This is a genomic window from Parasphingopyxis sp. (assembly GCF_028279465.1).
GTDB lineage: Bacteria > Pseudomonadota > Alphaproteobacteria > Sphingomonadales > Sphingomonadaceae > Parasphingopyxis.
Map to the genome: position 1 here is coordinate 1 of NZ_JANQNS010000018.1, position 25600 is coordinate 25600.

General features: G+C 59.3%; 22 protein-coding genes and 1 riboswitch. Of the genes, 13 read left to right on the forward strand and 9 right to left on the reverse strand.

Going from position 1 to position 25600, the window contains the following annotated elements:
• The 12 genes from Q0974_RS14255 to cobD all read left to right on the forward strand — a co-directional run.
• Positions 1–1609 (forward strand): helix-turn-helix transcriptional regulator (locus Q0974_RS14255; RefSeq protein WP_299329029.1); only part of this gene is annotated, 1609 nt, incomplete at its 5' end.
• A gap of 567 nt (positions 1610–2176) precedes the next feature.
• Positions 2177–3175 (forward strand): nicotinate-nucleotide--dimethylbenzimidazole phosphoribosyltransferase, encoded by a 999-nt coding sequence (cobT, locus tag Q0974_RS14260; RefSeq protein WP_299329032.1) that lies wholly within the window; start codon positions 2177–2179, stop codon positions 3173–3175.
• A complete protein-coding gene (gene cobS / locus Q0974_RS14265) occupies positions 3172–3924 on the forward strand; it encodes an adenosylcobinamide-GDP ribazoletransferase (RefSeq protein ID WP_299329034.1) in 753 nt (250 codons plus the stop codon). Before cobT ends, cobS begins: the two co-directional genes overlap by 4 nt.
• Positions 3915–4448: a histidine phosphatase family protein gene (locus tag Q0974_RS14270; RefSeq protein WP_299329037.1), complete on the forward strand. Its 534-nt coding sequence runs from the start codon at positions 3915–3917 to the stop codon at positions 4446–4448. Before cobS ends, Q0974_RS14270 begins: the two co-directional genes overlap by 10 nt.
• Positions 4445–5050 carry a cob(I)yrinic acid a,c-diamide adenosyltransferase gene (cobO, locus tag Q0974_RS14275; protein ID WP_299329040.1) on the forward strand — a complete coding sequence of 202 codons (606 nt, stop codon included), beginning with the start codon at positions 4445–4447 and terminating at the stop codon, positions 5048–5050. Before Q0974_RS14270 ends, cobO begins: the two co-directional genes overlap by 4 nt.
• A gap of 32 nt (positions 5051–5082) precedes the next feature.
• Positions 5083–5295, forward strand: a riboswitch (cobalamin riboswitch).
• A gap of 163 nt (positions 5296–5458) precedes the next feature.
• On the forward strand, positions 5459–7393 hold the full coding sequence (locus tag Q0974_RS14280; protein ID WP_299329043.1) for a TonB-dependent siderophore receptor: 1935 nt from the start codon (positions 5459–5461) through the stop codon (positions 7391–7393).
• The gene (locus tag Q0974_RS14285) at positions 7390–8220 is read left to right on the forward strand and encodes an ABC transporter substrate-binding protein (RefSeq protein ID WP_299329044.1); all 831 of its coding nucleotides are present in this window, start codon (positions 7390–7392) and stop codon (positions 8218–8220) included. Before Q0974_RS14280 ends, Q0974_RS14285 begins: the two co-directional genes overlap by 4 nt.
• Complete coding sequence (locus tag Q0974_RS14290) at positions 8217–9197, forward strand: iron ABC transporter permease (protein ID WP_299329046.1); 981 nt, start codon at positions 8217–8219, stop codon at positions 9195–9197. The genes Q0974_RS14285 and Q0974_RS14290 overlap by 4 nt, the downstream gene beginning before the upstream one ends.
• Positions 9194–9967: an ABC transporter ATP-binding protein gene (locus tag Q0974_RS14295; protein WP_299329047.1), complete on the forward strand. Its 774-nt coding sequence runs from the start codon at positions 9194–9196 to the stop codon at positions 9965–9967. Before Q0974_RS14290 ends, Q0974_RS14295 begins: the two co-directional genes overlap by 4 nt.
• Positions 9968–9974: 7 nt before the next feature.
• Positions 9975–11435 (forward strand): cobyric acid synthase, encoded by a 1461-nt coding sequence (locus Q0974_RS14300; protein WP_299329048.1) that lies wholly within the window; start codon positions 9975–9977, stop codon positions 11433–11435.
• Positions 11432–12379 (forward strand): adenosylcobinamide-phosphate synthase CbiB, encoded by a 948-nt coding sequence (gene cbiB / locus Q0974_RS14305; protein WP_299329050.1) that lies wholly within the window; start codon positions 11432–11434, stop codon positions 12377–12379. Before Q0974_RS14300 ends, cbiB begins: the two co-directional genes overlap by 4 nt.
• Positions 12376–13377: a threonine-phosphate decarboxylase CobD gene (cobD, locus tag Q0974_RS14310; RefSeq protein ID WP_299329052.1), complete on the forward strand. Its 1002-nt coding sequence runs from the start codon at positions 12376–12378 to the stop codon at positions 13375–13377. Before cbiB ends, cobD begins: the two co-directional genes overlap by 4 nt.
• On the opposite strand, the gene cobU is transcribed toward cobD, so the two are convergent.
• The 5 genes from cobU to Q0974_RS14335 all read right to left on the reverse strand — a co-directional run bounded on the left by cobU (position 13367) and on the right by Q0974_RS14335 (position 18671).
• On the reverse strand, positions 13367–13861 hold the full coding sequence (gene cobU / locus Q0974_RS14315; RefSeq protein WP_366943604.1) for a bifunctional adenosylcobinamide kinase/adenosylcobinamide-phosphate guanylyltransferase: 495 nt from the start codon (positions 13859–13861) through the stop codon (positions 13367–13369). The genes cobD and cobU overlap by 11 nt on opposite strands.
• A gap of 8 nt (positions 13862–13869) precedes the next feature.
• Positions 13870–14064, reverse strand: coding sequence for a DUF1289 domain-containing protein (locus Q0974_RS14320; protein WP_299329053.1), 195 nt, complete (start codon positions 14062–14064; stop codon positions 13870–13872).
• Positions 14065–14314: 250 nt separating this feature from the next.
• The gene (locus tag Q0974_RS14325) at positions 14315–16783 is read right to left on the reverse strand and encodes a membrane-bound PQQ-dependent dehydrogenase, glucose/quinate/shikimate family (protein ID WP_299329055.1); all 2469 of its coding nucleotides are present in this window, start codon (positions 16781–16783) and stop codon (positions 14315–14317) included.
• A 62-nt stretch (positions 16784–16845) separates the two neighbouring features.
• Positions 16846–17607, reverse strand: coding sequence for an SDR family NAD(P)-dependent oxidoreductase (locus Q0974_RS14330; RefSeq protein WP_299329056.1), 762 nt, complete (start codon positions 17605–17607; stop codon positions 16846–16848).
• 5 nt (positions 17608–17612) lie between these two features.
• Entirely contained in the window at positions 17613–18671 is a 1059-nt protein-coding gene (locus Q0974_RS14335) for a VOC family protein (RefSeq protein ID WP_299329057.1), read from the reverse strand.
• Positions 18672–18877: 206 nt separating this feature from the next.
• Between Q0974_RS14335 and Q0974_RS14340 the strand changes: the two genes are divergently transcribed.
• Positions 18878–21313 (forward strand): TonB-dependent receptor, encoded by a 2436-nt coding sequence (locus Q0974_RS14340; RefSeq protein ID WP_299329059.1) that lies wholly within the window; start codon positions 18878–18880, stop codon positions 21311–21313.
• Between the two features lie 91 nt (positions 21314–21404).
• Here Q0974_RS14340 and Q0974_RS14345 read toward each other — a convergent pair whose 3' ends face one another.
• The 4 genes from Q0974_RS14345 to Q0974_RS14360 all read right to left on the reverse strand — a co-directional run bounded on the left by Q0974_RS14345 (position 21405) and on the right by Q0974_RS14360 (position 25448).
• Entirely contained in the window at positions 21405–21977 is a 573-nt protein-coding gene (locus tag Q0974_RS14345) for a TetR/AcrR family transcriptional regulator (protein ID WP_299329061.1), read from the reverse strand.
• Positions 21978–22677: 700 nt separating this feature from the next.
• A complete protein-coding gene (locus Q0974_RS14350) occupies positions 22678–23691 on the reverse strand; it encodes a putative sulfate exporter family transporter (protein ID WP_299329063.1) in 1014 nt (337 codons plus the stop codon).
• The gene (locus Q0974_RS14355) at positions 23646–23954 is read right to left on the reverse strand and encodes a hypothetical protein (RefSeq protein WP_299329065.1); all 309 of its coding nucleotides are present in this window, start codon (positions 23952–23954) and stop codon (positions 23646–23648) included. Before Q0974_RS14355 ends, Q0974_RS14350 begins: the two co-directional genes overlap by 46 nt.
• A 99-nt stretch (positions 23955–24053) precedes the next feature.
• Positions 24054–25448, reverse strand: a complete 1395-nt coding sequence (locus Q0974_RS14360; RefSeq protein WP_299329066.1) for a DUF1254 domain-containing protein — start codon at positions 25446–25448, stop codon at positions 24054–24056.
• Positions 25449–25600: the final 152 nt, after the last annotated feature.

The window sequence follows — 25600 nt, forward strand, 5'->3', positions numbered from 1 at the left end:
ACACCGCATGATCGCCGAAGCCGTCGACTATGCCAACGCCATCGAAGACTATGAACTCAGCAGACAAATCATCAACGATAACTGCGAATGGATGCGGGCGCTAAGATTCGGCGGCGTCGGTTATCTCAACGGTCTCCTCGCGAATATTCCCGAGGAGGAGATCGCCAAAGATCCACGCATGCTCTTCTCCAAGGGCTATGCCTGTATGCTCGCAGGATACCAAAAAAAGGCGTTTCACTACCATAACCTGGCTGAAGCCATAATCGAGAGGGACGGAATCACTCCCGAACTCTTACGAGATAGATTGCATGTTGGAACGCTGATCATCGCCCGTGCCGAGATTGCCTCGGATAGAAGCGGCGGATGGTTGAAAGAGCGTCTCAATCAGGCCTCAACCTACGCAGAGGAACATCCCGAGGCCCGGGTTCTCTGTGCCGTGATCGGGAACACACTTGCGATGTATAGTTTGGCTTACGGCGATTTCGATATTGCTCGGGATCAGATCGCTGCAGCTTATGCCGACTGCAAGGATATCGTAGGCGTTACGCCTGTCTATTCTCAGCTTGGTTTCGGTACGATCGCCCTGTGGACAAACCGTTGGGATGAAGCGCGCCGCTATCTCCAACATGCAGCGAATACTGTGATTCAATTCGCTGGCGAGCAGAGCAATCTGAAATTCATTTGCGACAGTTTTCTGCAAACGATCAATTATTGGCAGAGCAAAACTGAAGATACTCCACCTGATGAGCTCGAACACGCCCTTCTAAACATGTTGGAAGGTGACGCATGGGCTGACATCTACTGCAGCGGTTTCGACGCGATTATCCATGACAAAATCTGCCGCAGTGAGTTCGACGAAGCAGAGCAGCTTATAGAGAAACTCAAAAAGTGTAATGAGAGACTGGGCAACGAACGCGTAGCGCAGTTCGCGCAATTTCTGCGGCTAAATTGCGCTGTTGCACGCAAAAACCTGGACGAAGCTAGGCCGATCTTCAAAAAAGTGTGCGGCTGGCTTGATACTGATGAAAAGACACTGGACAAATATGGTTGGTTCCACCGAACCACAGCCGCGTACGCACTTGCGCGCTATCTACTGGAAACAGGCCGATATGAAGAAGCGCAACGTCAAGTCGCAGAGGGTTTGGAAGATGTCAATCAGATCGATGTCGTCCTCTTAAGCGTCAGAGGCAGGATTCTGAAAGCTTCGCTATTGGTGCGTATGCAGCGAGACGAAGAGGCAATCCAAACACTGGCAAGCGCAATCGAAGATGCAGCGCGGATCGGCTGTTCGAGACCATTTACCCGCGATGTTACACCCGATCTCGTGCGGGAGGCCGCCAACCGGATTGTTAGCGGAAACCAAAGCGTAGTTGTGAAGGATTTTGCCCGGAAGCTCACGGCATCCTATTCTAAAGAGCTTTTCACGGTCCGTGAGAAAGAGGTCCTGCAGGGTTTGGCCGATGGGCAATCCAACAAAGAGATCGCGCGCGACCTCGATCTCACCGACAACACGGTCAAGTTTCACGTCCGGAATATCTACCGCAAGTTGGAGGTGACCAAGCGGGTCCAGGCAGTGGAGAAAGCCAAGGAATTGAGCCTGATACCTTGAACCAAAACCGATCATTATCGACGTTACCGTAGCATATGAGCACCAGCACAAACCAAGAAAACTGGGTGCTCAGCGGGCGGTCATGAGCTATCAAGCAAGATGAGTTGGCGGAGAGAGTGGAATTCGCAATTGCAGATTAAAGCATTGACATAATAAGAATATTCCCACTGCAATCCACCAGATACCACCTTCAATGCCATGCCAAACTTTTTCCTAGTGATGAGGCCGCTTTCGGCCAATCACAACGTGTCGGCTTCTGGTCGAAAGCGGACGCACTCGGCTGATAACAGAGGCCCGCGATGCATCTCCAGCGCTTCCTCACCTCCGCACGAGATTCACGATTGTTTTGTAGAGAGTTAGCAGCTCCATCGATTGCTCCGATAACGTTTGCCGTCGGGACGCGCGCAAGTTTTCGAGGTCGAACAGCAATTAGCGCTGGGCCTGATCGAAAACCATGCTTTCGATCCAGCCGACACAGACGATCCGTTCCCTTCTCAGTCACCATTTCCACGATCTGGATTCGCTCATAATGTTGCATAGCAAGCTAGGCGCTCTACGAACTAAGATATGAGATCAAAGCAGCTCCAAGCAATTCTGGACGCGAAGACAAAGCCGATCGGCGCGCTCGGACGGCTCGAAAACCTGGCTGTCCATGCTGCCTCCATTCTCGGCCGGACCGGCAAAGTGCCATCGGCTTCCCTAACAATCTTCGCAGCGGATCACGGTATTGCCGAAGAGGGTGTTTCGGCCTTCCCCCAAGAAGTCACTGGGCAGATGGTGCTCAATTTCCTGGCCGGCGGGGCGGCAGCGAATGTGATGGCTGCAGAGCTTGGTGTGCCGGTAACGATTGTCGATTGCGGGGTGGCGCGTCCACCGCCAGCAGCAGATCGTCTGGTCGACATGCGTCTCGGGCCTGGCACGGCGAACAGCGCGCACAAGCCAGCAATGTCTGTCGAATGTGCGCACAAGGCAGTCCTGCAGGGTCGCGCCTATGGTGCGGCAATCGAGAACGGCATCGCCTGCTTCGGCGAGATGGGCATCGCCAACAGTTCAGCTGCGACGCTGCTGGCGCACAAGCTGAGCGCGATACCCGTTGCCGATCTTGTCGGCCGCGGAACGGGAATCGACAATGAGCGTCTGGCACACAAACAAACAATACTTGAACGCGCCGCGGCACGAACCGGCCTGCTAACGCCGATCGAGGCCTTGGCCGAGGTGGGCGGCTTCGAGATAGGAACGATGGCCGGCGCCATGATCGGCGCGGGTGGCGCGAGAAGAATCGTCTTGGTCGACGGATTTATCGCAACTGCTGCGGCGGCGCTGGCACGAGCCATAGAACCCACTTGTGCCAGTGCGTTCATTTACGCACACCGTTCAGTAGAACATGGTCATGGCGCTCTGCTCGACTGGCTTGGGGCAGAACCGCTACTGGATATGGATATGCGCCTCGGCGAAGGAACCGGAGCATTGCTCGCGGTTCCAATCGTGCGCGCTGCCTTGTCGCTCTTCGACATGGCGAGTTTCGCCGACGCCGGGGTGTCTACCAGCACCGCGGACGCTTCATGAACAGATCTTTCGCCCGTTTTTGCGCTGCATGGATATTTCTGACCCGTATCCCTTTGCCGCGTTTGGCGCTTGACGACGCCGATTTCGCTGAGGCGCCGCGCCATTATCCGCTAGTCGGTCTGATTATCGGCGCGCTCGCTGCCGCGGCCTATGTCGTCGGGAACTGGCTGGCCGGACAAACCGTCGCCGCCTTTGCCGCGCTGGCGGCAACGCTTCTCGCAACCGGCGCTTTCCACGAAGATGGGCTTGCCGATCTGTTCGACGGCCTTGGCGCATCGAGCCGCGAGCATATGCTCGAAATAATGCGCGACAGCCGGCTGGGGACGTTCGGCACCTCCGCCCTGTTCGTCGTGCTTGGCTTAAAGGTTGCGGCACTGGCTTCCATGCCTTTCTTGCTTGCGATCGCGGTATTGCCGCTCGCCCATGGTCTCTCTCGCTTGTCGGCCGTCGTCGCGATTGCCACCAGTCGCTATGTGCGAGAGGAAGGGGCGGCAAAACCTGTCGCGTGGGGCATTTCGCGCGGCGCGCTAGCGGTGGCAATGGTAACGGGCATCATTGCGTTCGTTGCTTTCGCCTTGGCGATGTCGGGCGGTCTCGCTCTTGTCGCCTTGGCTGGACTGATACTGGGGCATGTTGCTACGCGCCTATTGTTCGAGAGGAAGCTCGGCGGCTACACCGGCGACTGCCTCGGCGCGGTCCAGCAGCTTTCGGAGCTCGGCATCTATCTCGCGATCATCGCGTGGCTCTGATCCTGCTCCGTCACAACGCGCCTGAAGTCGAGCCCGGGATCTGCTATGGCCGATCGGACATTGCCGCGCGCAGTGTCGATGATGCCAGGCTGGCAAAGCTAATTGCCTCGCTGCCCCGTCCTATCAGCGATATCCATACGAGTCCGCTTGCGCGCTGTGCGACCCTCGCCGACCAAATCGGCATGGTGCTGGGTCTCGACGTTCGGCGTGAGCCACGCCTTCTCGAACTCGATTTCGGTAAATGGGAAATGCGAGCTTGGGATCAAATTCCACGTCATGAGATCGACCTTTGGGCGGCAGACGTCCGAGGAGCTCGGCCGCATGACGGCGAGACGGTTCGGGAGATGACACATCGCGTGCGGGCATATCTCGAAGACTATGCTAACGCGAAAGGGAATATTCTCTGCGTTACTCATCTTGGCGTGGTCCGGTGCGCCAATGCAGCTCTCGGGCAAACGAATGCATTTGAGCTAATGCTGGGCTATGGCGAATTTCTAGCTATCGAACCGAAAGTAGGAAGATGAGTAGCTCAACCCCAGACACACACAAGGCCAAAATGCGCAAGCTACAACAGGCTCAGGCGGAGCGCAGGCGCGAGCTTCGTGATCCCGAGCGCGGACTGGTGCTGGTCCATACCGGGAACGGCAAAGGAAAATCGAGTTCTGCCTTCGGTGTCATCGCTCGGGCACTCGGCTGGGGAAAAAAGGTCGCCGTGGTTCAGTTCATCAAGGGCAAGTGGAAAACCGGGGAGAAGCAATTCTTCACCCGTTTCCCCGATCTTATCGACTGGCATGTCATGGGTGACGGGTTCACATGGGACACACAAGACCGAAAACGGGACATAGAAGCGGCTGAAAAAGCATTGGGCAAGGCGCAGGAATTGATTGCCAGCGGTGAATATGCGCTCATCGTGCTCGATGAAGTCCACATAGCGATGCGCTACGATTATCTCGACACATCGGCGGTGATCGACGCCCTGGAGCAGCGTGGGCCGACACACGTCATCCTGACCGGACGCGATGCGAAACTGGAACTGATCGAATATGCAGATACCGTCACCGAGATGACCGAAAACAAGCATGCTTTCCATGCCGGAATTCGTGCCCAGCAAGGCATCGACTTCTGAACCAAGAATATTGACAAGCCAGTCCGCTGAAAGCATGAGCGCTGGCAGACGGTGCTGCAGGTGCGAACGCGCTTGGAGCTAAGAGGGAAGCCGGTGCGAAACCGGCGCTGTGCCCGCAACTGTGAGCCAGGAGCCTCGAACCAATCATAGTCACTGGCAAAGGTCCCGTTCGGACCAAGCCGGGAAGACGGTTCGCAGGCGATGATCGGCAAGCCAGGAAACCTGCCGTCGCGTCGTTCGTCCGAGGCCGGGTCCAGCCAGCGGGACAGGAAACACGCTTTTCCGAAGTAACGACAGCAACAAGGGCCGGTTGCCGGCGCTCGCCGTTTCGTGCGGTGGAGCGGGGCCCGAACTGTCATGCCTTGCGGAACCCGGGACCTCCGCCAGGCTGCACTTTGGATATATATTATGAAGTCTGTACCTATTCTTCTTGCCGCAGTGTCATTTTCCGCACTGTCGGCAACTTCCGCCTATGCGCAGTCAGCCGATCTCCGGGCAGATCAGGAAAACCGTTCGGAGATTATCGTGGTCACGGCCAACCGCACGGCGCGCGCCATTTCGCAGGTCGGCGAGTCCGTAACGGTCGTCGACGAAGAAGAAATCGTCAATCGCCAGCCGAGCGACGCGATCGATATCCTGCGGACGATTCCGGGGGTCACCTTCAACCGGAATGGCGGGATCGGAACGAATGCCGGTGTTTCGATTCGCGGTGCGGAGAGCGACCAGACCGTGGTCCTGATCGACGGAATAAAACTCAATGACCCCGCCTCGCCCGGGGGCGGCTTTAATTTCGGACCTTTGCTCACCGGCAACATCGCCCGGGTCGAGGTCGTTCGCGGCTCGCAATCCGTCCTGTATGGCAGCCAGGCGATCGGCGGCGTGGTCAACCTGATCACCCGTGAGCCGACCGAGGAGCTTGGCGTCTTCGCCCGCGCGGAATATGGCGGGCGCGATACCGCACAGTTTGTCGGCAACGTGTCGGGGCGCCTTGGGCCCGTCGGAGCCAGCATTGGCACGACCTATCTGCGGACGGACGGCATATCCGCGTTCAGCGAGGCGCGCGGCGGCACCGAGCGGGACGGTTTCGAAAGCCTGGGCTTCAACGGCACGCTCGACATCGCCATTACCGACAATGTTTCGCTCGACCTGCGCGGCTTCTATGCCGATAGCGAAACAGATATTGACGGTTTTCCGCCACCTTTATTCGCCTTCGCCGACACGCCAGAGGTTTCTTACCGCGAGGATTTCGTGGGATATGTCGGGATCAATGCCTCTTTCCTGGACGGTCGCTTTCGTAACCGCCTCGGCTTTGCCTACACAAATATCGACCGGCGCAACGTCGATTTTACCGGCGGGACGGAAACGGAGACCTTCGATGCCAATGGCGAGAATCGCCGTTTCGAATATCAGGGCGTGTTTGATGCCGCAGAATTCGCCGAGCTTGTTTTCGGTGCGGAACGCGAAGAGTCGGAATATCGCAGCTCAAGCTTCGGCGCGCCCGCAACTGGCGATGATGTATGGATCAATTCCGTATATAGCCAGCTCAACCTGACCCCCTTAGACGGCCTCTCTTTGACCGGCGGTATTCGATACGACGATCACGAAACCTATGGTGGGGAGACAACCTTCGCAGCGAGCGGAGCCTATTCGCCAAACGGTGGCGATACCGTGCTGCGGGCGAGTTTCGGCGAGGGTTTCAAGGCACCCGCATTGTTTCAGCTGTTCAGCGATTTTGGCAACACCGCGCTTCTGCCAGAAGAGTCCGAAAGCTGGGATGTTGGTGTCACGCACAGCTTTCTCGATGGCCGAGCACAGGTTGGCGTGACCTATTTCGAGCGTGATTCCGAGAACTTAATTGCTTTCGTATCCTGTTTCCAGAATCCCCTTCCGCCCTGCCAAGTCGCCAATCCGCCTTTTGGAACGTACGACAACATCGCGCTGGCGAGCGCAGACGGCTGGGAATTCGGCTTGGCCTTGAGACCGGTGGACGGATTCGACGTTGCGCTCAACTACACGATTATCGACGCTTTTGACGAGACAACCGGCAATCGGCTTGCGCGGCGCGCCAAGAACACGGTGAGTCTTGTCGCGGACTACAGGATGACGAACGGGCTTGGCTTGGGGATGACGATCCTGATGGTTGGTGACAGCTTTGACAACGCTTCGAACACTCGTGCACTAGATGGCTATGTTGTTGCCGATGTAAGAGCGAGCTACGGTATCACCGAAAGTATCGAAATCTTTGGACGCATAGAGAATCTGTTCGATGCGGAATATGAAACGATCTTTCGTTATGGACAGCCCGGACGCGCTGTGTTCGGGGGTCTGCGGTTCCGGATGTGAAACCTTGGGGCGCAATTGCCGTGGCGCTCGCCGCGCTCCTGCTCCACGCCTGTACTGAGGCGCGGCAGCCCGAGCGCGGCGATGCGCAGCGGATCGTAAGTCTCGATTATTGCGCCGACCAATATGTCCTTCGCTTCGCCGATCGCGAGGATATATTGGCCCTTTCTCCAGATGCAGCAAAACGCTTTTCTTATATGCGGGAAGCGGCGACCGGCCTTCCGACAGTTCGCCCGCGCACCGCAGACGTTCTGGCATTGCAGCCCGATCTCGTCGTGCGATCCTATGGTGGCGGACCGGGCGTGACGGATTTCATGGAACGCTCGGGGGTACGGGTAGTTCAGATCGGTTTCCCGCAAACAATCGGTGAAGTAAGGGAAGAGGTGCTTCGCGTCGGCGCGGAGCTTGGATCTGCGGACACCGCACAGCGCGTCGCAACCGAGATGGACCGCCGGCTCGCGGCGATTTCGGAGCGGCGCGGCACGCCAGCTGCAACGCTCTATATGACATCAGCGGGCGTGACGACGGGCGAAGGCACGTTGGTACATGAGTTATTGCTGGCTGCTGGCGTTACAAATTTCCAGGATCGACCGGGCTGGAATCCGATCCCTCTCGAGCGGCTCGCCTATGATCGTCCGGCCCTCATCGCACTGGCCTTTTTTGGTGCCACCAATCATGTCGATAGTTGGAGCGCGGCGCAGCATCCTGTCGCCCAGGCGCAGATTGAACAATTGCCTGTCGTGCCAATCGAAGGGGCATGGACATCGTGCGGCGGCTGGTTCCTCATCGATGCGGTCGAAGCGCTCGCCCAGTGGGAATCCGCACAGTGACACTTCGGATCAACGCTCTCATCGGCGCTGCACTGCTGGCCGCCATTTTACTTGCTTTGCTGATCGGCTCCGTTTCTCTGCCGCTGGATAGAGTGATTGCTGCGCTCGCGGGACAAGCCGTACCAGGAGACATGCTTGTCGTCTGGCAAATCCGGCTCCCGCGCGCGCTGGCGGCTGCTCTGGTTGGTGCGGCATTGGGCATGAGCGGCGCCGCATTACAGGGCCTTTTGCGCAACCCGCTCGCTGAACCCGGCATTCTCGGTGTGTCCGCTACGGCAGCGCTGTTCGCCACATTCACGATCTATTTTGGTATTGCGACCGCAGGGCCGCTCGTCCTTCCGTTAGCGGCGGTCGGCGGCGCGCTGATCGCGACGCTGCTGGTCGCTGCCGCTGCTCTGCGAACACGTTCGGTGGTCACGCTGATCCTGATCGGCGTCGGTCTATCGAGCTTTTCGGTGGCGGTCATGGCGCTTCTGATGAACCTCGCGCCCAATCCCTTCAGCCTCGCCGATATGGTCAACTGGATGCTCGGGACGGTCGCCAATCGCAGTTTCGAAAACCTCGCCTTCGCTGCGCCGTTTCTTGTCGCGGGCGTCGCGATCCTGCTCGCGGCGGGACGCGGCCTCGCTGCGCTGTCTCTCGGTGATGAGGCAGCCGAAGGATTGGGTCTCAATTTGAAGAAGCAGCGTCTTGCGATCATCCTCGGTGCGGGCCTTGCAACCGGTGCCGCTGTCGCGATAGCTGGCTCGATCGGTTTTGTCGGCATCGTAGCGCCGCATATCGTTCGACCTTTTCTGCGTTACGATCCGGCGCGACTGCTGGTTCCCTCAGCGCTGCTTGGCGCGTTCATACTCGTCGTTGCCGATATCGGCGTTCGGCTCCTTCCGACCGATTCTGAATTGAAGCTCGGGGTCGTCGCCTCGCTAATCGGCGCCCCGATTTTCGTCTGGATCGCGGCAAGGAGGAGGTTGGCGTGAGTCTGCTCAGAGCCGAAGTCCTCAGCTATGCGGTCGAAGATCGTCACCTCGTAGCGGATGCGAGTTTCGATTTGGAGCGCGGTATGGTGACCGCGCTGATCGGACCAAACGGCTCGGGCAAGACAACGCTGCTTCGTCTGGCGCTCGGCCTCCTCGCTGCCGATGACGGCACGGCGCTGATCGACGGTTTGTCGGTAACCGAACTGACGCCGGTGGCGCGGGCCCGCCAGATCGCCTACTTGCCGCAAATGCGGCCGCTCGTCTGGCCCCAGCCAGTACGTGATATCGTCGCTCTCGGCCGGTTCGCTTACGGCGCGGCGCCCGGTCGGCTATCGGCCACCGATTCAGCGGCTGTCAATCAGGCCATCGCGTCCTGCAGCCTTGAGGGTTTTGAGGAACGCGCGGCTGACACTCTGTCGGGCGGCGAATTGTCGCGGGTGCATCTGGCCCGCGCGCTGGCTGGCGAGACACCGCTGATCGTCGCCGACGAGCCGGTGGCAGCCCTCGATCCGCGTTTCCAGCATGAAGCCATGCGGATATTCCGCAAAGTCGCCGCCGAAGGACGCGGCGTGTTGACCGTCGTGCACGATCTTGCCCTTGCAGCGCGATATGCCGATCATGTCTTGTGGATGAAGGAGGGGCGGATTGTCGCCGAGGGCTCACCGCTCGACACCTTCTCCACCGATCGTCTGGACGCAGTATTCGGCGTTAACGCGGAGGTGCGCAGAGAGGGAAGCGCCGTGCGGCTCGATATCTCCGGTCCCGCATAGAAAGGCTATGATGTCCGGCGCACTGATGTTGCAAGGCACTGGCTCCGATGTCGGCAAATCGCTGCTCGTGGCCGCATTGTGCCGGATTGCTCGAAAGCGCGGCATTCGCGTGGCCCCATTCAAGCCGCAGAACATGTCGAACAATGCTGCCGCCTGCCCCGGCGGTGGTGAGATCGGGCGTGCTCAAGCGCTGCAGGCGCGGGCGGCGGGCCTCGATCCGACCACGGACATGAATCCGGTGCTCCTGAAACCCGAAACCGATCGCTGCGCCCAAATCATTCTCAATGGCTTCGCGCTGCGGCGGGCAGAGGCAGCGCGCTACATGGCCGAGCGCGGCAGTCTGCTTCCGCATGTTCTGGATGCATTTGAGCGGCTTCGCGAAACGTACGACCTCGTTATTGTGGAAGGAGCCGGGAGCCCATCCGAGGTTAATCTACGCCGGGGCGACATCGCCAATATGGGTTTCGCGCGGGCGGCGGACGTTCCGGTCGTGCTTGTCGGCGATATCGATCGTGGCGGCGTGATTGCATCGATCGTCGGAACAAAGGCGGTTATCGCACCCGAAGACGCGGCGATGATCGCCGGATTTGCAATCAACCGTTTTCGCGGCGACATGGCTTTGTTTTCGGATGGCATAGATTTTCTCGAGCGCAAGACGGGCTGGCCCTGTTTCGGCGTCGTGCCCTGGCTGTCATGTGCTGCGCGCCTGCCAGCCGAAGACGCTGTCGTGCTCGATCTTCGGCAAAGCGCGAGCGGCGATATTCTTGTTGCCGTACCCATGCTGTCGCGGATCAGCAATTTCGACGATCTTGATCCGTTACGCGCCGAAAATAAGGTCGAGGTCCGCTTCATACCGCCGGGCCAAGCCTTGCCACGCGACGCGGATGCAGTCGTCGTCACGGGCACGAAATCCACCATTGCCGATCTCGCGATGCTCCGCGCGGAAGGATGGGATCATGATGTTATCGCAGCCTATCGGTCTGGAGCGCACATCATCGGTCTGTGCGGAGGTTTTCAGCTTCTCGGCACGCGGGTCGAGGATCTCGATGGCGCGGATGGCGCGCGAGGCAGCGCCGAGGGGTTGGGACTGTTCGACATGGTCACCACGATGAGCGGGGAAAAATGCGTCCGACCAGCCCGGGGGACAACGCTTGCGCATGGAGATTCCGTCAGAGGATACGAGATCCATACAGGACGTTCGCATGGGAGAGCGCTCGCCAAGCCCTTTTGTAGATTGGATAGCGGCGAACCCGATGGCGCCATCGGCGCCGGCGGGCGGTTGATCGGGACCTATCTCCATGGCGTTTTCGCCAGCGATGCCTTTCGAACACGGTGGCTGGGCAGTCTCAGGAAAGGCTGGACAAGCACGTTGGACTACGAACACGGCGTCGAGCGCGCGCTCGACGAACTCGCTGACGGAGTGGAAGAGGCGCTCGATATCGATGCTCTGTTCGCGCTGGCGCGATGATGGCGCTTTGGATCATGCTGGCCGCATTGGCGTTGGAAGTGTTTTTCACATGGCCTGACGCCCTCGATCGGCGGATCGGCCATCCGGTACGCTGGTTCGGTTGGCTGGTTTCGCAAGCCGAACAGCTAACCAACCACGATCAGTTTCCAAGATATGCGCGGATCGCCTTGGGCGCTGTCGCCGCACTCGTGCTGGTGGCATTGGCGGGAACTATTGGAGTGGCTCTCGCTCGTCTTTTGCCAGACGGGATCGCGGGTTTCGCGCTTGCGGTTCTGGTAGCATGGAGCTTGATTGCCGCACGCTCGCTGCACGAACATGTCTCGGCCGTCTGCACGGGGTTCGCAAATGAAGGACTTGAGGCCGCACGCAACGCGCTCGGGGATATCGTCGGTCGCGAAACAGCCTCGCTTGATGAAGCGGGCGTCGCGCGCGCTGCGATCGAAAGCCTTGCCGAGAACGCCTCCGATGGCGTGACCGCGCCACTTTTCTGGGGGGCTTTGCTCGGGCTTCCGGGCCTGTTCGCCTATAAGGCGATCAATACGCTCGACTCGATGATCGGCCACAAAAACGAGCGCTACGAAGCATTCGGCAAGGCAGCGGCGATGCTCGATGATATCGCCAACCTCATCCCTGCACGCCTTACGGGGCTGTTGTTCGCCCTTTGTGCGCGCTCCTCACACGCATTTTGGACCATGGCGCGCGACGCCGGCAAGCATCGCTCGCCGAACGCCGGCTGGCCCGAGGCCGCGATGGCGGGCGCACTCAATGTGCGTCTTTCGGGGCCGCGCTGCTATGGTGACGGAATGACGGGTGACCCTTGGCTGAATGAAGGCGCGCGCGATCCTGCGATGACGGACCTTGCATCGGGTCTGTCGTTATACCGCCGGGTCGTCTTCATGATTGCCCTCCTGCTCGCAATCGCCGGTTTGACGCTATTTCTATGACAGAAGATGACCTGATCACCGGGCATGGCGGCCGGATCAACGCGATGGCCAGAGCGTTTCCGGATGCCCCCCTGCCCTGGATCGACCTTTCGACCGGGATCAGTCCATTTACCTATCCGTTGCCGGCGATCGCGCAAGACGCATGGGAACGCCTGCCGACGGCTTCGGCGCGCGACGCTTGCGAGCGATCTATGGTATCGACCTTTGGTTGCGATCCGGCAGTATGCCGAGCCGTTGCGGGAACCGAGATCGTCATCCGGCAGTTACCTGCGGTCCTCGGCGCGCGCCGGGTAGCGCTGCGCACGCCGAGTTATATCGATCATGCTTTGGCTTGGGGCGCGGCCGGGGCCGAGATCCTGTCGGTATCGGAGCCGCTCGCCATGGCCAGTGAAGTGGATGCGATCGTGATCGTCAATCCCAACAATCCGGACGGGTATCGATGGCCGCTGGATCGGATCGAGGCTGCACGTGAAACCCTCGCCGCACGGAATGGTTGGCTGATCGTTGACGAGGCTTATGCCGATCTCGAACCGAAAAGGAGCATGGCGGCAGCCGCTGGAAAGGAAGGCCTTGTCGTTCTTCGCTCCTTTGGCAAGTTCTTCGGCCTGGCCGGCATCCGCCTCGGCGCGGTGCTCGCGCCGTCCGGGCTGTTGGAACGGCTCGATGCGCGGCTTGGCGACTGGGATGTTTCGGGACCCGCGCTCAGCGTGGGCGCTGCCGCATATAGGGATCGTGACTGGCAAGAAGCGACCCGTGAACGGCTTCGCGACGCATCGCTCTCTTTGCGTGAAATGTTGGCATCGACCGAACTTCGAGACATTGGCGGCACCGACCTGTTTCGATTTGCGTTTACTTCAGATGCCGGGTTGTTGTGGCGGCAACTTGCGGAACAGGGCATTGCAATCCGACGGTTCGCCGGAGATCTACATCATGTTCGCATCGGCCTGCCCGGAACCGACCGCTCCTTGGCCCGCCTTCGTGCAGCACTCAGCCTTTGATGCGGAGCGGAATCCCAGCAACGACCAGTTCGACTGTTTCGCTTATCTCGGCAAGACGTTGGTTCATGCGTCCATGGACATCGCGGAAGCGCCGACCCAGCGGCGTATCCGGGACTATGCCGTAACCGACCTCGTTGCTTACCATGACGATCGGATTGGCGGAGCCGCGAATAGCTGCAATGAGCCTTTTCATATCGCCATCTGTATCCCGCCCCGCGAGCATGATGTTGGACAGCCAGATTGTGCAGCAATCGATCAAGACGGTGGCTGTTGGCGCTTGGTCAATCGCGTCTGCCAACGCGATGGGAGCCTCGATCGTTCGCCATTCACTGCCGCGTTCGGAGCGATGACGGCATATTCTTTCCTTCATTTCAGCATCATGCGCTTCGGCGGTAGCCACAAATACGTACGGAGCAGGCATTTTTTTCGCAAGCTCTAGCGCATGACGGCTCTTTCCGGACCGAGCTCCACCGAGAATCAACACCGGCCCGATTATGTTTTCTCCCTCAGGGCAAGGCGTACGGCTGCCAGTCGGGCGATTTCCTGTTGCTCGGCCAAACCGGCCTGCGACCAACGACCGATTTCGTCGAGTGTACGTCCGCACCCAATGCAGATCGATCCGTCTTGCGACAAGCGGCACACGGCTTGGCATGGCGAAGTCACAGGTTGCTCAATCGGCGGTGACATAGTGAAACGCTAGCTGTAACGAGCCGTCAGAGCAAAGTTCTCGTTTACTTGTCGAGATTTTGTGACCAGCCCACCCTCTTCTGCTACCAGCAAACCTCGGCTTCCGACCGCATCTGCGCAGCTCTCCACCGCAAAATTTCCATACATCGCAAAGTTGGAAGACGCACCGCGCGAAAGCGTTACCCGCGATCAAGCAGGCATTCTGTCACACAGATCCGTCTTGGTTCGAGTTAGTGCTTCGCGTCCGCCATTATTGCGATTCGTTCACGTCATCCAAGGCATAGGCGATCACATACCCGCCCTCACCATCGCGGATGCTCTGGGAATCGAGATATTCGCCCGTCGCCGGATCGCGTGGATAGCGCCAACTGGGATTGGGGACGGTGACGATCAGAATCTGGCGGCCGGACCGTTCCGAAACGTATGTCATCGGCGTCGCCTGGCCATGGCCTGGCAAGTCGGCTGACCAGCGCACTTCGCCCGTCCGCAGATCGAAGGCGCGCACGGTCCGGTCCATGGTCGAGCTGATAAAGGTGAGCCCGCCGCGGGTCGTCATGGTACCGGCGCGGACCGCGGTGCCGACCTGGAAAGGCAGGCCGAGCCGCATGTTGAACGGCCCGGAATCGCGCATGCTGCCGACCGGGCGGCTCCACAGTAGTTCCTGGGTGTTGAGATCGATGACTGCGATCCGCGACCAGGGCGGTTCGAAACAGGGGGTCATGGTCCCCAGCCGCGACATGAACGGCATAGGCAGACCGAAATAGCGGATCCGCGCATGGTCATAAGGATCGTCGGCCCGCGGTTCGCGCGGTTCAGGCATCGGCGCATCCTCGTCCATCCGCACGGCCGGATGCTGCTCGCCGAGGAGCAGTGCACCGCGCGGCCCCGCTTCGGCGATCTGCTCGGGCGTGATGAGTAGCAGCCGGTGCGCGAGCAGCATCGGGGCGGCAACGAGCAGGCCATTGTCCGCATCGACCGAGACGCTGCCCCAGTTGAAACCGCCGAAATTCCCGGGAGCGATCAACGTACCGCCGCGCGTCGGTGGCGTGTACATCCCTTCGTAGCGCATCATGCGATATTCGATCCGGCAGACCATCTGGTCGATCGGCGTAAGGCCCCACATGTCCCGCTCATGCCGATAGGGATGGAAATTGGGTAAGGACGAGAAGGGCTGGGTCGGCGACAGATATTCGCCGATTTCGGGGTCCTGCGGAACGGGGCGTTCCTCGATCGGGAAGACCGGCGTTCCGTCGCGCCGGTCGAGCAGGAATATCTCGCCCATTTTCGTCGGGACGACGACGGACGGGACGCGCTCGCCGTCGCGGGTCACATCGACCAGAACCGGCTGCGCGGGAAGATCGTAATCCCAGATATCGTGATGCACGGTCTGGAAGCGCCAGCGCGCCTCGCCGGTGCTACCGTCGATGGCGACGATCGCGGAGGACCATTCATCGTCGAACGGTCGCCGCGCGCCGCCGAAATAGTCAGGATTGGCATTGCCGGTCGGCGCATAGATCAGGTCGAGCTCGGGATCGTAGCTCATGATCGACCAGACATTAGGCGTGCCGGGCGTATAAGTCTCGCCCTCTTCGGGTGCGCCGCGATTGTCCGGGTTGCCCAGATCCCACGCCCATGCGAGTTCGCCGCTCATGGCATCGAAGGCGCGCACGACGCCGGACGGCAGGCCGAGATCCTGCGAATCGAGGACGAGGCCGCCGACCACCAGATTGTCGCCGGCGACCAGCGGGGGCGAGGTATGGTAATATTCCTTGCGCAGATGCTCGCCCATGCCCTCGCGCAGATTGACGATGCCGTTCGCGCCGAAATCCTCGCACGGTTCGCCGGTTTCAGCATCGACGGCAATCAGGCTGGCATCCACTGTGGCAGTCACGATCCGGGTCGGACACTGGCCTTCATAATCTTCCGGTGCTTGGTGATAGGCGACGCCGCGGCAGGTGATCGCATATTGATGATTGTCGGGCGGGGTGATGTCGGGCGTGTGCCGCCACACCTCTTCGCCGGTTTCCGCGTCGAGCGCGATCATCACGTTGAGAGCCGCGCAGAGATAAAGCCGGTCGCCGATCGCAAGTGGTGTCGCTTTGAAATCTTCCTCGACACCCGTGCGGTAGCGCCAGATTTCCCGCAGATCGCCGACCGTTTCCGTGTTGATCTGTTCGATCGCGGCGAAGCGCGTGCCGCCGGCCGTGTTGCCATAATGCGGCCAATCCGTGGTGAGTTGTTCCGGCTCGCCGTCGCGCACCGTACCGGTGCCATTCTGGACATAGCCCTGCAGGCTGGCGATCAGCAGCAGGGCGACTGCGGCGAGGCTTGGGCCGCCGACAAACCAGCGATTGGGGGTTTTGGGCTCGCTATCGGCATCATCCCCTCCACGCGCGAGCGACTGGCGGTACCATGGGGTGAGGAACCACAGGCCGAGGACCAGCCAAGCTGCGATGCGCGGTAGAAGCGCGAGGAAATCGAAGCCCGCCTCGAACAGCGACCAGATGACAGTGAGGGCGAGAATGGTACTGTAAACCGCGATGGCAGACGGTTTGCGCCGGATCATCAGCACGGCAGTGGTAAGTGTCGCGATGCCGGCCAGGACGTAATAGGGGCTGCCGCCGAGATAGACGAGAAATCCGCCGGGCACGGTCAAGAGCAGGCCGATAAGCAGCAGCAGGACGATATAAATCCAATGCGCGATTTTGGAGAAGATCATAGGCTGGCGCCGCCTTGTTTCGCGGGACGATCGACAGAGTGCGGGGTATCGCTCGTCATCGGTTACATCGGGAAAATCGTGTGCCCGCCATCGAGCACAATGCTCTGGCCGGTCATAAAATCGCTATGGTCGGAGGCGAGAAACACGGCCACGCCTTCCATATCTTCGAGTACGCCGATCCGGCCGATGACCGATCGTCTGCGGCAGGCGTCCTGGAATTCCTGCGGCGTGTCCGTCGACATTTCGGTCTCGATAAAGCCGGGCAGGATCGCGTTCACGCGGATTCCCGCTTGGCCGAGCTCCACGGCGAGCGCCTGTACGAGGCCGCGCACCGCCGCCTTGGTGGTCGAATAACCGGCGGCTCCGCCCGTTCCCATCAGTGCGGCGACCGAGGACGTGACGACGAGCCGCCCGCCCGATTGCCGCGCGAGAAGATGCTCGGTAACGGGCCGCCAGGTCTGCACCACGCTCATCAGATTGAGATCGATGGTGCGCAACCAGGTCTCCCGATCGGTCAGGTGGGACATGCCGCGAAATCCGCCGCCCCCCGCATTGGCGAAGCAACTGTCGACCTGGCCGAAGCGCGTGATCGTCTGCGTGAATGCCTCGGCGATCTGGCTTTCGTCGGTAACGTCGCATGCGAAAGCCTCGGCGTCGCCACCCATCGCCCGCAATTCTTCAGCGGCGCCCTGATTCTTGTCGGCATTCCGCCCCCAGAGCGCGACCTTGGCGCCGCATTTCACGAGGCCTCGGCCATAGGCAAGGCCCAGTCCGCCATTGCCGCCCGTTACGAGGGCGACCTTGCCCGCAAGATCGAACATCATGATTCCTATGTTCCGTTGTCCGGGAAGTTCTGCGCCGAAAAGACCGAATCCGCCGGAAGCGTTTGCAGACCGATCAGATTGCCGTCCGGATCGCGGCCGAAGATTATCTCCCCGCCGTCGAGCGGCGCCGCTTCGGTAACGATCTCGCCGCCCGCGTCTACCAGGCGCTCACGCGCGGCGTCGATGTCCGAAACATCGAACACGATCATGTTGTAACCGGGTGCGTCCAGCGGCCGGGGTTCAGACGGCCGCTCGGTAGGGTGGCTATGATATTGGAAAATCTCGATTTCGAGGTTGCGCAGCTGGAACCAAGCCATTTCCAGCTCGCTGCCCGCGAGGCCCGACACCATGTCTATGGTCTCGCCCGAAACGGCCCGGAGCCAGCCGACATGGCGCGGCTCCTGCCCGCCGAGAAAGGCCGAATAGAAATCGATCATGCGATCGAGGTCGGGGGTGGCCAGCGAAACATGCCGCACGCGATAGTCGTTTCTCGGCGGCTCGGGCAGGGCCAGGGCCGCGAGATCAACCTCTTCGATCTCGGTGATGATCCCGCTGGGGTCCGTGACATAGCCGTAGCGGACCGGGTTCTCGTCGTTGAGCTGGACAAGGTCCTCATGTCCGATCGGTGTAGCGCCGGCCGCGAGAATGCGTGCATAGACGTTAGTTTCCTGGGCGACCTGAAAGCATATATGGGCGATGCCGGGGCCTTGCACCGGCACTGCGGATGCAGCTGCGCCCTCGCGTGAGCGCCCAGTAAAGGCCATCAGGCGCAACTGGGTGTTGGTCCTGCGCAGCAGTCGCGTTTCGATCGCTCCATCGCCGGCGCCCGGCAGGCTCGCCAGCGCATTGCCCGCCGCCAAACTGCTGTCGTCGAGCGTCTCGGCTGACACGGAGTCCCGATAATAGGCTTCGGCCGCGTCGAGATCGTCCACGGTCACGCCGATATAGCTGACGCCGCGAATAACCGGATCCGGTTCCCATGGCGCGGGCTGGCCGCTCAGCATTCCGCATCCTGCGAGCACGAAGCTCGCGGAAAGAGCGATCGCCTTTCTCAAAATAGTCATTCTGTCCCTCTCCCCGCCCTTCCTGTCTGTCGAGGCCGCCATGCCGGTCTGCGCCGGACGGGCAAATTTCGCAACGGGCTGCGCAAACCGCGTCTCAATAATCATGAAATGCACTATTAGTCAAATTAAAAGCTTTTCAAACCGGTAAAAATGTATATAGACCGACTTAAAGGGACAAATAGTCCATTAAGATTCTGGGAGGGGTCATGACCATCATCGGCAAAAAAACAGCGAAATTTTCTCTACTTGGCAGTGCCGCAGCGCTGTCCTTCACCGCCTATGCGACGCCTGCATTTGCGCAGACCGGCGGCGCCGATGTAGCGGATTCATCGCTCGCATCGGCAAATTCCAACGTCATCATCGTGACGGCGCAGAAACGGGATGAGGACATTCAGGATGTTCCGATCGCGATTTCCGCGTTCAGCAGCGATATCATCGATGACAAAGTGATCGATGATGCGGTCGATCTGAGCTTTTCGGTTCCGAATCTCACGCTCGACACGTTCGGCGCTTCGCTTCGCGGTGTCGGCAATCTGGCGATCTCCGCGACGTCGGAATCCGGCCTCGGCTACCATGTCAACGGCGTCTATATCGGCAACGCCGCCACCGAGGCCGAATATTTCGATATCGAGCGGATCGAGGTGCTGCGCGGGCCGCAGGGCACGCTCTACGGCCGCAATACGACAGCCGGCGTTCTCAACATCATCACACGTCGGCCGACCGACGAGTTCGAAGGCTATGTCACGGCCGGCTATGGCAATTTCAACTCGGTCGATGTCCGTGGTGCGATCAACGTGCCGCTGGCCGACGGGTTCGCGACGCGCGTCGCGGGCTTCTATCTGAACCGGGACGGCTATGCGACGAACCTGTTTACCGGCAACGATGTGGACGATCGGGACATGTACGGTATTCGCAGCAGCACCCGGCTTGAGTTCGGTGACACGCGCGCCGACCTGATCGTCTCCTATTTCCGAGAGAATGACCGGCGGCTGCCGCGCACCAAGGTTCTGTGCGAACCCGATCTGGCGCTCGGTTGTTCACCCCTGCAGGTCGGGTTCGGTGTACCCGATTCGCGTAACACACTGTACAACACATTGGGTGCGCTCACGGGCACCATCGCTACGGGCTTTGGGCCGGCCGCAGTCAATTTCTACGCGGACAGCTTCAACCCCTCCGATACCCGATTGCTCAACGAGGATGTCGATCCGACTTATTTCGTCGAGGAGTGGAACGCATCGCTTGAGATCAGCCATGATTTCGGCGACCTCACCCTGACCTCTTTGACGGGCTATCAGGAAATCGAACGCGAAGCGTTTAAGGATTTCGACCGGTTCGTTCCGTCGCTGGGTTTGACGGGGCCGGTCACATTCGACTTTTTCGCCAATGGCAACCCGATCACCACGAACAGCATTCTGGCGGGCCGCCGAGACATGAGCGAGGGGCGGCAATATTTTCAGGAACTGCGCCTGGCTTCCGATTTCACCGGGCCGTTTAACTTCCTGATCGGCGGCAACTATTATGACCGGCGCAGCTCGTCTTCAGCGGACTTTACGCATGTGACGATCGCCGCCCGGCAGCAGCAGCTCGGCCTCAGCGATGTGTTCGATTCCGTACTGATCGAATCCAATCCAGTCACAACCGAATCCTTTGGGATCTTCGGCGAAATCTATGTCGACCTGTCCGACGACACCCGTTTCACCGGAGGTCTGCGCTATTCGCATGACGACAAGACGATCCAGACCCGCCAGATCTTCTTCAACCCGCAACCCGATGGCAGCGCGCCGCCCTTCACTTTCGGCGAGTTCCAGCGCGGCGTGTTCACGGGTCGCGCCGTGCTCGATCACCGCTTCTCACCCGATTTGCTCGGCTATGTAAGCCTGTCGCGCGGCTACAAGGCGGGCGGTATCAACCCGGGCGAAGTCGGCGTGGAAACCGCCGGTTTCGACCCCGAGTTCCTCAATGCCTTCGAAGTCGGGCTGCGCGGCACGACGAGCGACGGTTCGTTCAGCGCCAATGTCTCGGCCTTCTACTATGACTATGAAGACCTGCAGATCGGCCAGACATCCCGGTCGGCGGCACTGACCGTCAACAGCGACGCCGAGGTCTTCGGCGTGGAAGCGGAGTTCGTCGTCCGCCCCAGCGATCGTTGGCAGTTGGACGGCAGCATCTCCTATCTCAATACCGAGGTGATCGATTTTCAGTCGATCGACGAGACCGATCCGCTCGCGACAGCACCCGGAGCGGTTGTTGCGGAGGTCACACCGGCCGGCGCGCTACAGAATCTCGATGGCAACGCGCTACCATTCTCGCCGGACTTTTCGCTCGCGATCGGCGTGCAATATGAGATACCGATCGGCGACTGGACGCTGACGCCGCGTATCGACCATTATATGCAAAGCGCGTTCACCTCTTCGATATTCAACAAGCCTGTCGATGAATTCGACGGGTACAGCCAGACTGACGTCAAGCTGCTGCTGGCTTCGAACGACGGGCGATGGGAAATTCGCGGCTATGTGAAGAATCTCTTCAACAATGACGACATCACGCGGGTCCTGCCTGCCGGCCGGCTGGTCGGGCGGTTCCGCGAAGTCGTGATCCTCGAACCGCGCACCTATGGCATCGAGGCGACGATCCGCTTCTGACAGCTGGGCGCCCCGAAAAATGCTCCCCTCGGACCCGGCCTTTGTAGCCGGGTTCTTTTTTGGACGATAGCGGTCACGTGCGCCGGCGTGGCTAGCGTTTCAACTTGCGTTTGCGGATCATGTAATCGTCGCGGATACCGTTGACGGAGCCGATGATCATCGAGACCGTGATGTCCACCAGCTCCTCCATGTCGATCTCGTGGCGCAGCAGATAGGATCCCGCTGCGGATGGCACACCGAAAGAAATATCGGTCACCGCACGGGCCGTCGCCATCGGAATATCGAAGTTCTTGTTCACGATCGTTGCGAGATATTCGACCGACGTTTCGCGATCGAAATCGGTTGGATCGGCGGTTTCCGATATGGCGGGATCGGCCTGAAGCCGTTCGATCAACAGGCCCTTTTTTGCGATATTACCAAGATAGGTTTTAGTGATGCCGCGAACGAGTTCCTCGAAGGTTTCAGCTGCTTCGGCGGCGGCGAACTGCGTCCGGCGCAGCACCGACAATTCCCGCTCGAGCAACTCTCTTAGCAGTTCGTTGATACTCTCGAAATACTTGTAGATCAGAGATTTGCTTACACCCGCATGTTTTGCCACACGCTCCATGGTCAGTTGCCAGATACCCTCCCGCTCGACCATATCGGCTGCGGCGTCAAGGATCATCGAGCGCCTGACTTCCGGCGAGAATCGCCTCTGCGGTTTCGCTTTACTGCTAGCCATCAACAGTAGGTTCTGATTGCCATTCCGATGATGAGTCAATCGGTAGCACTCGGCAGAACTTGTTGGCAATATGACCGTTGATTGACCCGCCTATCGAACAGCCCATCAATGGCCGGCGGATCGGAACAAATGCTATTTCTGATGCAGGACCCGCTTGAGCATATGGCTCGCGTTAGGATTACGCGGTGATACCGAAATGATAAGGGTCTGGCGGAGAGGGTGGGATTCACAATTGGCAGCTACACCATTGAAATAGAACCGCTATCTATATCTACTGTTGGCTCAATGCCATATTCGATACCACGTTAGACTTTTTTTGGTGAGACCGTGATGTTCCCTTCCGCAAGATGAGAACCAATTGTTGATGTGCCTCGGTTTAACGCTGTTTGACTAAAGACGGATAAACACTCTACCACTTTGGACAGAAACTACCTAAGCCAGATACTTCCGGCTTCCGGGCGCGGATGAGTTCGGCAAGCAAGGCTCATGTGCGTAGTATCTCCGTGCTCAACGTCGAGTTTTCCAGAATAGTAGATTGTCGCGGATGACGATTGTCAACTTCACCAGCGTTAGAACAATATAATCAAACGCGATGATCCGCGTGCGGATGTAACGGCCCCAGTTTCAGTGCCATGGCCTTCCGTCAGTGAATGTTAAAAACATACACAAAGATGATAGAACAGAATAAAGAAAAAAGCGAAACTATGCTGATTTGTATAAGTATTTTTGAACTTGAAAACAAAGAATTCCTTATATCCATTCTCAAGCCAATTCCTGCTATAGCCATCAGAAAGCAAAAATGCGCGACTTCTCGGAGAAAATACAGAAGCTCCGTTGGCACCTTTCCTGTCGAGGAAATCCCCGCCATTATAAGAAATCCGACTAAGAAACTGGGAATCGGGTATCGAAACTGCACATGGTTCGAGGAGTGGCCAGAGCGCTGAATAAAAAAATAGAGAATGGGCGCAAGCCACAGTATCCGCAGTAACTTGGCGGTAGTTGATATCTCCTCCGTGCCGCTTCCGAAAATCAGGCCTGCGCCGACAGCGTGTACCATTTCATGCAGAGAGGTACCGAAGAACAGTCCCGCCGATGTCGGGTTCAGTGACAGAGCTTCAGCTATCTCCGGATATGCAAGCATCGCGATGCTGCCGACGATCGTTACGATAGCAATGATGACCGCAATTTCATTCTGGCGGTTGCGACTGTTTTTCAATGTAGCCGATACGGCAAGAATCGCCGAAGCCCCGCAGATCGCTACCCCTACGGAGCCCAAGAGTGATGTCGAATAGTCCAGTTTCAATCGCCGCCCAATCGCCATACCGAGACCAAGCGACATCAATGTCGTCAACGAAATGACGACAATGGCTAGCGGACCGATGCCAACAATCTCACCCACGGTAAGCTGGGCGCCTAGCAGCACGATACCAAGGCGCAAAATCGTCGTGCCGGAGAGATCGAATCCCTCTTGTAGAGACTGACGAGAAACCAGCGGAGCCAGCAGTATTGCCAGGGCAAGCGCAGCGGGAATAGCAGGCCAGCTCGTCAGCCGATCGAATAACTCGGCAAGCAGCGCTATGCCAGCGCAGACAGTCAGTCCGGGAAGGACTCTCACAGGATGGCGCGCTGCTTGCAAAGCTGCGGGGATTGAGGGCATTCGCGTTTTTTGGAGAACGAGCCGGAGACCTGGAACACATCGGGGGCGTCAAGAAAAGAGCCGGCTTTGTCGCAAAAGCTACCCAGCAACCTGACTACAGGAGGGCGATTGGGGACCGCGAAGCCAGGTCCGCCGACTGCAAGCGTCTCAACCTCTGGCTTGACCGTGCGGATATGGCCAAATCCGCATGGCACGCCCTTGAGCGCTTCAAATGACTTGATATGCTTATCAGGCCACAAGACATCGCCGGATATATAATCCATTTGTCGACTCCTCTCAGACCACATTGGCCGGCTCTCTAACCTTCGAAGTGGTCCGCTTTTCCGGGATATGTTGGAATATGATGCTCTGGCAGGATGGCTTTAGGACGGCATGAGTGGCTCGATCGCGGGCAGTCGGAAACCGCCGTCTAGCAACGTGCCACGCGGCCGATAAGCTCGGAAAACAAGGCGGAACGGACCATCCGGCGCCGGCAACCACAGGCTGTTGGCATCGGCTGGCTGATCGGTTTGTATGCGGATGTCGATCGGTCCCTCGCCGGTGTTGCCGGCACCCGGAGTAAACGAGCCTATCGCATATCGGTCGAGCGGATTTTCGACGAAGAATAGCCGGCCGCCCGGCTCGATCCGATACATGCTCATCGACCAGAAGGCGTCGACCGGAATATCTCGCGGCAGGCGCAACCGGTAACGGCGCTCGCCATCCAATGCGACCCCGCCGGCGTCCTCGGTCGAGGATATGTAGATTGCCTCCTCACGCGGCAATGCACCGAGGCCACCAAGGGCAACACGCGCACGGTAGAGATCATCCTCGCCGAAGTCGCCCATACCAGGTGCCGGATAAAGCCAGCCGCGATCAGACGTACCGGTCGCCGCTATCCCACCGGATATCTCGTCATGGAGTTGCGGCAGCAAGGTGCGCCACATGACCTGTAGTTCGCCATCCAGCCCACCGAAGCCGGCGCCGCGCGGATCAAGGCCGACATGTGCGAGCGGCGCCAGCCGATCGATCCAGCCGGACGGCAAAGGGGCACGGGCAAGTGCGGCGTTGAAGATGGCGAGCAGATTTTCCGGATCCCGGCTATCGACCGGCAATGGCATATCCCAATCTGTCTGCGCAGTCCGTTCTCCGACTGGCGCCAACGCGATGCGCGTCTGCGCGGACAGTGCCGCATCGAGATCGTCCGTACCGCGCACAAGCACGCGCCAGATCGCCCAAACATCGTTGGTCCGCGCACGAACGATGGCACGGTCTTCAGGAAACGGCCCACGCCATTCGGGACCAACGATGAGATAGCGCCCGCCCTCTTCCGGGTCATGGCGCAGCACGGCGAAGTTGTCGGTCGACAGGTCAAGCAGTGCGAGCGAATGGTAACGATCGAGCGGCGGAATCGTTACCGCGACCGGCCCGTCGCGCAGGTCCAACCACCCACCTGCATAGAGCGTGTCGTTATTCGGTGTCGTAACGTTGCGGTGGCGATGGTCGGCGAGAACGCGCCGATGGGCGAGAAAGTTGATCGCGGGACGGCCGACATCCAGCGCGCGGCGATAGGCGCGGTATTTCGTCCTGACCATCTCGTAGACAGGAAAGCCGAACAGGAAGGCGTCTCGTATCGCTTCGCGCGGATCGGTCGATGTCGCCGCCCGGAGTTTTCGTACATGAGCCAGCATCAGCATGGCAGTGGCACAGCCGATGACACCGCGCCGCGACAACGAAAACGCCCGACCTGTATCCGTCACTTGGAAGTTACCGGTCATCTGGCATCTCCTGCCGAAAACCGAAAGATCACAGAACCCATCTTTTTCCACACAGCACTACGTCCACCAGCCAATGACCCCGGTCCGTCAATATCTACGAGTCGAACTAACCGGTCACCAGTTCGGTCACATACGAACCGATCGGGCTCGGG

Coding starts and splice junctions, on each gene's coding strand:
- cobT (WP_299329032.1), top strand. CDS start 2,177: ATGAGATCAAAGCAGCTCCAAGCAATTCTGGACGCGAAGACAAAGCCG.
- cobS (WP_299329034.1), top strand. CDS start 3,172: ATGAACAGATCTTTCGCCCGTTTTTGCGCTGCATGGATATTTCTGACC.
- cobO (WP_299329040.1), top strand. CDS start 4,445: ATGAGTAGCTCAACCCCAGACACACACAAGGCCAAAATGCGCAAGCTA.
- Q0974_RS14280 (WP_299329043.1), top strand. CDS start 5,459: ATGAAGTCTGTACCTATTCTTCTTGCCGCAGTGTCATTTTCCGCACTG.
- Q0974_RS14300 (WP_299329048.1), top strand. CDS start 9,975: ATGATGTCCGGCGCACTGATGTTGCAAGGCACTGGCTCCGATGTCGGC.
- cbiB (WP_299329050.1), top strand. CDS start 11,432: ATGATGGCGCTTTGGATCATGCTGGCCGCATTGGCGTTGGAAGTGTTT.
- cobD (WP_299329052.1), top strand. CDS start 12,376: ATGACAGAAGATGACCTGATCACCGGGCATGGCGGCCGGATCAACGCG.
- Q0974_RS14320 (WP_299329053.1), bottom strand. CDS start 14,064: ATGTCACCGCCGATTGAGCAACCTGTGACTTCGCCATGCCAAGCCGTG.
- Q0974_RS14325 (WP_299329055.1), bottom strand. CDS start 16,783: ATGATCTTCTCCAAAATCGCGCATTGGATTTATATCGTCCTGCTGCTG.
- Q0974_RS14330 (WP_299329056.1), bottom strand. CDS start 17,607: ATGATGTTCGATCTTGCGGGCAAGGTCGCCCTCGTAACGGGCGGCAAT.
- Q0974_RS14335 (WP_299329057.1), bottom strand. CDS start 18,671: ATGACTATTTTGAGAAAGGCGATCGCTCTTTCCGCGAGCTTCGTGCTC.
- Q0974_RS14340 (WP_299329059.1), top strand. CDS start 18,878: ATGACCATCATCGGCAAAAAAACAGCGAAATTTTCTCTACTTGGCAGT.
- Q0974_RS14345 (WP_299329061.1), bottom strand. CDS start 21,977: ATGATCCTTGACGCCGCAGCCGATATGGTCGAGCGGGAGGGTATCTGG.
- Q0974_RS14350 (WP_299329063.1), bottom strand. CDS start 23,691: ATGCCCTCAATCCCCGCAGCTTTGCAAGCAGCGCGCCATCCTGTGAGA.
- Q0974_RS14355 (WP_299329065.1), bottom strand. CDS start 23,954: ATGGATTATATATCCGGCGATGTCTTGTGGCCTGATAAGCATATCAAG.
- Q0974_RS14360 (WP_299329066.1), bottom strand. CDS start 25,448: ATGACCGGTAACTTCCAAGTGACGGATACAGGTCGGGCGTTTTCGTTG.